The following is a 6,838-nucleotide window of genomic DNA, read 5'->3' on the forward strand; positions in this document are numbered from 1 at the left end:
AAAATCTCCTAGTGTCGAATCAAGTGGCCGCTGGCCGCGAGTAACTGGCCATCCAGTAAAGCACCTTGCTCACCGAGTGCCAGTCGGCCTTCGGCAAACCAGCGTACAGCCATCGGGTAGATCAGGTGTTCCTGGACATGCACTCGCTGCGCAAGTGTCTGCGGCGTGTCGTACAACTCTACCGGTATTACTGCCTGTACGACCAGTGGTCCACCATCGAGTTCCTCGGTGACGAAGTGCACGGAGCAGCCGTGTTCCGCGTCGCCGGCCTCGAGCGCCCGCTGATGCGTGTGTAACCCTTTGTATTTGGGCAGCAGCGACGGGTGGATATTGAGCAGGCGACCCTGGTAGTGACGCACGAAATCAGCGCTGAGAATGCGCATGAAACCGGCCAGCACCACGAGTTTCGGTTTGAATTCGTCGATCAGTTCGATCAGGGCCGCATCGAAGGCCTCGCGACCTTCGAAGGCCTTGTGATCCAGCGAGCGGGTGGCGATACCCGCGTCACTGGCGCGTTGCAGGCCGTAGGCGTCGGCGCGGTTGGAAATCACCGCGGCGATGCGGACCGGGCTGTCGCCGGTCCGCGTGCTGTCGATCAGAGCCTGCAAGTTACTGCCGGTGCCGGACAACAGCACCACGACATCACAGGTCTGGGACATCAGTGAGCCTTGAGGTTTTTCAGCTCGACTTGAGCAGCGCCTTCGGCAGCGGCAGCGATCTGGCCGATGACCCAAGGTTGCTCGCCGGCATCACGCAGGGTGTTCAGGGCCACTTCAACGTGCTCCTGAGCCACGCAGATGACCATGCCCACGCCGCAGTTCAGTACGCGGTGCATCTCGGTCTCGTCGACGTTGCCTTTCTCTTGCAGCCAGTCGAAGACCGCCGGGCGAGTCCAGCTGGCCACGTCAACCACGGCCTGAGCGCCTTTTGGCAGAACGCGCGGGATGTTGTCCAGCAGGCCGCCACCGGTGATGTGGGCCATGGCCTTGACTGCGCCGGTGTCCTTGATCAGCTTGAGCAGCGGCTTTACGTAGATGCGGGTCGGGGCCATCAGCAGGTCGGTCAGCGGTTTGCCGTCGAGCTGAACGGTTTCGATGTCGGCGCCGGACACTTCGATGATCTTGCGGATCAGCGAGTAGCCGTTGGAGTGCGGGCCGGACGATGGCAGGGCGATCAGCGCGTCACCGGTGGCGACTTTCGAGCCGTCGATGATGTCGGCTTTTTCCACGACGCCGACGCAGAAGCCGGCCAGGTCGTAGTCTTCGCCTTCGTACATGCCAGGCATTTCAGCGGTTTCGCCGCCAACCAGAGAGCAGCCAGCCAGTTCGCAGCCTGCACCGATACCGGTGACCACGGTGGCGGCCACGTCAACGTTCAGCTTGCCGGTGGCGTAGTAGTCGAGAAAGAACAGCGGTTCAGCGCCGCACACCACCAGATCGTTGACGCACATGGCGACCAGGTCCTGGCCGATGCTGTCGTGCTTGTTCAGGTTCAGCGCCAGGCGCAGCTTGGTGCCGACGCCATCAGTACCGGAAACCAGCACCGGCTGTTTGTAACCGGCCGGGATCTCGCAGAGGGCGCCGAAACCGCCCAGGCCGCCCATGACTTCCGGGCGCGCAGTGCGCTTGGCGACGCTCTTGATGCGTTCGACCAATGCTTCACCGGCGTCGATGTCTACACCGGCGTCCTTGTAGCTCAGGGAGGGTTGCTTGCTCATGATCCAGGCCTTTAGGGGAGGGGATTCAGGGGTAACGACCGAGTTCAGCGGGAACATCGAAATCGAGAGGGCGATGGCCTCACGCGAATTTCGGGGTGCCCGGCTGTTGCCGGTCTGCGAAGGCGCGCGATTTTATCAGGCTTGAGGGGCAGCGGCCATCCTCGCGCCGACGGGCAGGGGCATAATCAGCGGAAATTTTTTGCAATTGTGCCGGGTGGCTGCCTGTATAAGGTGTATCGATTAACCGTCTATCGTTATCCCTGTGCAAAAACTTACCGCCGCCGTGTGAATGTTTTGCGATGGCAGATTGTCACAGCCTTGCTTAACCGGTTCACGCGGCCTGTTCCAGCCGCTCCTGTCGACGGGAATTTTCCATGCGTCTTTGTAAATTGTTGGTTGTGGGTTGTTTGTCGTTGGTCAGCCTGGCGAGTCATGCCGAAAACCTCAAAGGTCTCTATCAAGTGCGTCAGCCGGTCAGCAGCCAGGCGCCGGAAGAGCGCGATCGCGCCACGCAGGCGGCGCTGGATACGCTGGTATTGCGCCTGACCGGCGACCCGAAGGCTGTGCAAAATCCAGGGTTGGCGACGATTCGCAAAGACCCGCAGCAGATCATCAGCCAGTTCGGTTTTGATGCCGGGCCACCGGAAGTGCTGAAAGTCGATTTCGACCCGGCCACCACTGAGCAGGCGCTGCGTAGTGCGGGATTGTCGTTGTGGGGCGCGAGCCGGCCGTCGATCCTGAGTTGGTGGCTGAACGATTCGACTGAAGGTTCGAGCCTGGTCGGTGACGGTCAGGCAGCGGCGGCACCACTGCGTGCGGCGGCTCAGCATCGTGGTTTGCCCTTGCGTTTGCCGCTGGCTGATTTGAGTGAGCAACTGGTGGCCACCGCGCCAGTGCTGGATGGCACCGATCCCGCACCATTGCGCGGCGCTTCGGAGCGTTACGGTGCGGATGCCTTGTTGGCGGTGCATGCGCACGAAGAGGGTGGGCAGTGGCAGGCCAAGTGGCATCTGTGGCTGGGTGATCAGAAAGAGGCCGGCAGCGTGCAGGGTGCCGATCAGGCTGGCGTGGCCGATGCCGTGATGCTGGCGGTGGCCGAGCGTCTGGCGCCGCGCTTTGTCGCCAAGCCTGGTGCTTCGGGCCAACAGACCCTGGAAGTGCAGGGCATGAATCTTGAGCATTACGCCACACTGCTGCGGTTACTCGAACCGTTTGGTGTGCGTCTGCAAAGTGTCGAGGGTGATCGCATCGTGTATCGGGTCAACGGCAGTGCCGATCAGTTGCGCGCGCAGTTGTCGCTGGCGAAGTTGCAGGAGTTGCCGGCTGAAGCACCGACGCCAGTGGCAGCGCCGCAGCCAGCGGTGGCAGGTGCAGCGCCTGTTGCGGCTCCAGCGCCTGCACCGGTAGCACCTTCGTTGCGGTTTCGCTGGTAAGTCTTTCCTTATATAGAAGCAGGAGTGATACATGGCCGATACGCGGCGTTGGTTCTGGCTCGGTGGGGTAGTCCTGCTTTGCGCGTTTGTGTGGTTGCTGCATCCGATCCTCACGCCGTTTCTGGTGGCGTTGCTGCTGGCGTATCTGTTCGATCCGCTGGTGGATCGGCTGGAGAAAATCGGTTTGTCGCGAACCTGGGGTGTGATCGCGGTGTTTGCCTTGTTCACTCTGATCGTCACCACGTTGCTGTTGGTGCTGGTGCCGATGCTTGCCAAGCAGTTGGTGCGTTTGTATGAGTTGGCGCCGCAAATGCTTGACTGGCTGCAGCACACGGCGCTGCCGTGGGCGCAATCGAAGCTGGGCCTGTCTGACGGCTTCTGGAAGTTCGACAAGGTCAAGGCGGCGATCAGCGAACACATGGGGCAGACCACTGACATCGTTGGTGTGGTGCTGAGTCAGGCAACTGCTTCAAGCCTAGCGCTGATCGGCTGGCTGGCGAATCTGGTGCTGATCCCAGTGGTGAGTTTTTATCTGCTGCGCGACTGGGACGTGATGATGGCCAAGATCCGCAGCCTGTTGCCGCGTGATCGTGAAGAAACCATCGTCTCGCTCGCCGGTGAGTGCCACGAAGTGCTCGGCGCGTTCGTGCGCGGACAGTTGCTGGTCATGCTGGCGCTGGGCGTGATCTACGCAGCGGGTCTGATGATTGTTGGTCTGGAATTGGGGCTGTTGATCGGCCTGATCGCAGGCCTCGCGGCAATCGTGCCGTACATGGGTTTTGTGATCGGTATTGGCGCGGCGCTGATTGCCGGGCTGTTCCAGTTCGGTGGCGACCTGTACCCGATGATCGGCATCGTTGCGGTGTTCATGGTCGGGCAGGCGCTGGAAGGCATGGTGCTGACGCCGCTGCTGGTCGGCGACCGGATCGGCCTGCATCCGGTGGCGGTGATCTTCGCGATTCTGGCCGGCGGCGAGTTGTTCGGCTTTACCGGTGTGCTGCTGGCATTGCCGGTGGCGGCGGTGATCATGGTGCTGGTGCGTCACGTGCACGATTTGTACAAGGACTCGGATATTTACAGCGGGGCAGATGAGCCCGAGCTGTGATCCGATCACGGGCGGTCCGGCATTGTGCCGGGTTGGCCCGTGTTTTGCGGTGGATTGTTTCGCTGACGCGTCAGAGAAACTGTCATAAAACCAGCGTGTTAACGCAAACCTTTGATTTTGCTTGGGGTCTGTCGCATTGTGCGCTCAGCTTCACGGGTATAAACTTCGCAAACTTTACACAGAGGCCACTAACGGTTCCTTGAGAACTGTTCAGTCAGCATGAAACCGATTCAGCTGCCCCTAGGTGTGCGTCTGCGTGACGACGCCACCTTCATCAACTACTACCCAGGCGCCAATGCCGCTGCACTCGGCTATGTCGAGCGCCTATGCGAAGCCGACGCCGGCTGGACCGAAAGCCTGATCTACCTGTGGGGCAAGCATGGGGTAGGGCGTACGCATCTGTTGCAGGCGGCGTGTCTGCGTTTCGAGCAGATGGGTGAACCGGCGGTGTATCTGCCGCTGGCCGAGCTGATGGATCGTGGTATCGAAATCCTCGACAACCTTGAGCAGTACGAACTGGTCTGCCTGGATGACTTGCAGGTGATTGCCGGCAAGCCGGACTGGGAAGAGGCGATGTTTCATCTGTTCAACCGCCTGCGTGACAGCGGTCGACGTTTGCTGATTGCCGCTTCAACCTCGCCGCGCGAGCTGCCGGTGAAGCTGGCTGACCTCAAATCGCGCCTGACCCTGGCGCTGATCTTCCAGATGCGTCCGCTCTCCGATGAAGACAAATTGCGTGCCCTGCAATTGCGCGCGTCGCGTCGCGGTCTGCACCTGACCGATGAAGTCGGGCACTTTATTCTGACTCGCGGTACCCGCAGCATGAGTGCATTGTTCGACCTGCTCGAACAGCTGGATCAGGCCTCGTTGCAGGCGCAACGCAAGCTGACAATTCCGTTCCTGAAGGAAACCCTCGGCTGGTAGCCAGCCCTTGAAATACGAGGCTTTCAGCACGTTTCGACATATTTCAGGCGCCAGAAAATCCGCGTTTCCGCAACGTATGCAGACCGCGTATCGAGTCAAATGGGCTTAAGCGCTTAGATGTAAACGAGAAACCGGGAAGTCACAAAAAGATCGATTGAATTTGCAAATGAGGCCGATAGCGGGCATAGTCTCGGCTTCTTTACAACTTCAGCCACGGTCGTGCCCATGCTAAATCGCTTCGCACCCCTCGTGCCTCTCGCACTCGTCACCCTGTTGTTCGGTTGCGCTGCTCATTCTCCAGTTCAAGAGCAGCCTCAACAGGTTAAAAATTCTGCCACCGCCCAGTCTTCCGTTATTTACCAGGAAGAGCTGGCTACCGAAAAAGAACTCGCCGATTTCAACGGCAAGAAGCCCTATGAGCTTCCGGTTCTGGCCGACAGCATCCTCGAACGCGGCATGTCCCTGATCGGTACCCGTTACCGTTTCGGCGGTACCTCTGAAGCCGGTTTCGACTGCAGCGGTTTCATCGGTTATCTGTTCCGCGAAGAGGCCGGCATGAATCTGCCGCGCTCCACCCGCGAAATGATCAATGTGGATGCGCCTCTGGTCTCGCGCGGTAATCTTGAGCCGGGCGATCTGCTGTTCTTCGCCACCAATGGTCGTCGCGGTCGTGTAAGCCACGCCGGGATCTACCTGGGTGACAACCAGTTCATTCATTCCAGCAGTCGTCGCAGCGGCGGTGTCCGCATTGACAGCCTGGGTGACAGCTACTGGAGCAAGACCTTCATCGAAGCCAAACGCGCCCTCGCAATGGCACCGACCGTGGTTACCGCTCGCAAGTAATTCCCCGTTGTCGCCACGTCCGTGGCGACAAAAACGGTTCCCGGCAAGGGAGTAGACCTAGACTTTACAAGGTGAAGTTAAAGTCTTACTTGAAGTTTGCCGTGTAGCCGCTAGAATCCTGTATCTATATTGATGGCAAACCGCCTGCGTGCTCCGCAGGCGGTTTTGTTTCTGTCCATTCGGCAGAGAAAGCCGCAGCCAGATCAGGATGTTCTGCTTATGACGATGTCGGCCCGCCTCACATTGATTTTCTTCGCAGCGCTGCTCAGCGCTTGCGCCAGCCGCACTCCGCCGCCTGCGCCTGTGGTACGCGCTCCGGTGGTGTTCGGGCCCTCCCAAGCTTTTTCGCCGGCTGCTGAAGACGTGCTGTTTCGCGCGCTGGGCCTGGTTGGCACGCCTTATCGCTGGGGCGGCAACACACCAGACTCCGGGTTTGATTGCAGCGGTCTGATCGGCTTCGTCTACCGCGATGCCGCCGGCATCTCCTTGCCGCGCTCCACCCGCGAGATGATCGTGATGCAAGCGCCGAATGTCGGCAAAGAGGGTTTGCAGACTGGCGACCTGATCTTCTTCGCCACCAATGGTGGCTCTCAGGTCAGCCATGCGGGGATCTACGTGGGGGAAGGTCGCTTCGTGCATGCGCCAGCAACCGGCGGCACAGTGAAGCTGGACAGCCTGTCGAAGGCGTATTGGCAGAAGGCGTATCTGAGTGCCAAGCGGGTGTTGCAGCCGGAGCATCTGGCGCATAACCCCTAGTAAAAATCGCAGCAATCCTAATGTGGGAGATTCTATGTTGCTCAGCAACCCTAGAATCTC

Annotated in this window: 7 protein-coding genes; 5 read left to right on the forward strand and 2 right to left on the reverse strand. The window is 59.9% G+C overall.

What is annotated here, in order from left to right:
• Nucleotides 1–8: 8 nt before the first annotated feature.
• Entirely contained in the window at nt 9–659 is a 651-nt protein-coding gene (purN, locus tag B1722_RS27620; RefSeq protein ID WP_086794965.1) for a phosphoribosylglycinamide formyltransferase, read from the reverse strand.
• Nucleotides 659–1,717: a phosphoribosylformylglycinamidine cyclo-ligase gene (gene purM / locus B1722_RS27625; RefSeq protein WP_047292867.1), complete on the reverse strand. Its 1,059-nt coding sequence runs from the start codon at nt 1,715–1,717 to the stop codon at nt 659–661. The genes purN and purM overlap by 1 nt, the downstream gene beginning before the upstream one ends.
• A 374-nt stretch (nt 1,718–2,091) precedes the next feature.
• On the opposite strand from purM, the gene B1722_RS27630 reads away from it, so the two are divergent.
• The 5 genes from B1722_RS27630 (at nt 2,092) to B1722_RS27650 (ending at nt 6,778) form a co-directional block, all read left to right on the forward strand.
• Nucleotides 2,092–3,150 carry a DUF2066 domain-containing protein gene (locus B1722_RS27630; RefSeq protein WP_086794966.1) on the forward strand — a complete coding sequence of 353 codons (1,059 nt, stop codon included), beginning with the start codon at nt 2,092–2,094 and terminating at the stop codon, nt 3,148–3,150.
• A gap of 31 nt (nt 3,151–3,181) precedes the next feature.
• The gene (locus B1722_RS27635) at nt 3,182–4,255 is read left to right on the forward strand and encodes an AI-2E family transporter (RefSeq protein ID WP_086794967.1); all 1,074 of its coding nucleotides are present in this window, start codon (nt 3,182–3,184) and stop codon (nt 4,253–4,255) included.
• A gap of 219 nt (nt 4,256–4,474) precedes the next feature.
• Complete coding sequence (gene hda, locus B1722_RS27640) at nt 4,475–5,179, forward strand: DnaA regulatory inactivator Hda (protein ID WP_025111852.1); 705 nt, start codon at nt 4,475–4,477, stop codon at nt 5,177–5,179.
• Between the two features lie 225 nt (nt 5,180–5,404).
• Nucleotides 5,405–6,022 carry a C40 family peptidase gene (locus B1722_RS27645; RefSeq protein WP_041074354.1) on the forward strand — a complete coding sequence of 206 codons (618 nt, stop codon included), beginning with the start codon at nt 5,405–5,407 and terminating at the stop codon, nt 6,020–6,022.
• 219 nt (nt 6,023–6,241) lie between these two features.
• On the forward strand, nt 6,242–6,778 hold the full coding sequence (locus tag B1722_RS27650; RefSeq protein ID WP_034156233.1) for a C40 family peptidase: 537 nt from the start codon (nt 6,242–6,244) through the stop codon (nt 6,776–6,778).
• Nucleotides 6,779–6,838: the final 60 nt, after the last annotated feature.

The organism is Pseudomonas sp. SCPG-7 (assembly GCF_002156405.1).
In the GTDB taxonomy this organism is placed as follows: Bacteria; Pseudomonadota; Gammaproteobacteria; order Pseudomonadales; family Pseudomonadaceae; genus Aquipseudomonas; species Aquipseudomonas parakoreensis.

Coding starts and splice junctions, on each gene's coding strand:
- purN (WP_086794965.1), bottom strand. CDS start 659: ATGTCCCAGACCTGTGATGTCGTGGTGCTGTTGTCCGGCACCGGCAGT.
- purM (WP_047292867.1), bottom strand. CDS start 1,717: ATGAGCAAGCAACCCTCCCTGAGCTACAAGGACGCCGGTGTAGACATC.
- B1722_RS27630 (WP_086794966.1), top strand. CDS start 2,092: ATGCGTCTTTGTAAATTGTTGGTTGTGGGTTGTTTGTCGTTGGTCAGC.
- B1722_RS27635 (WP_086794967.1), top strand. CDS start 3,182: ATGGCCGATACGCGGCGTTGGTTCTGGCTCGGTGGGGTAGTCCTGCTT.
- hda (WP_025111852.1), top strand. CDS start 4,475: ATGAAACCGATTCAGCTGCCCCTAGGTGTGCGTCTGCGTGACGACGCC.
- B1722_RS27645 (WP_041074354.1), top strand. CDS start 5,405: ATGCTAAATCGCTTCGCACCCCTCGTGCCTCTCGCACTCGTCACCCTG.
- B1722_RS27650 (WP_034156233.1), top strand. CDS start 6,242: ATGACGATGTCGGCCCGCCTCACATTGATTTTCTTCGCAGCGCTGCTC.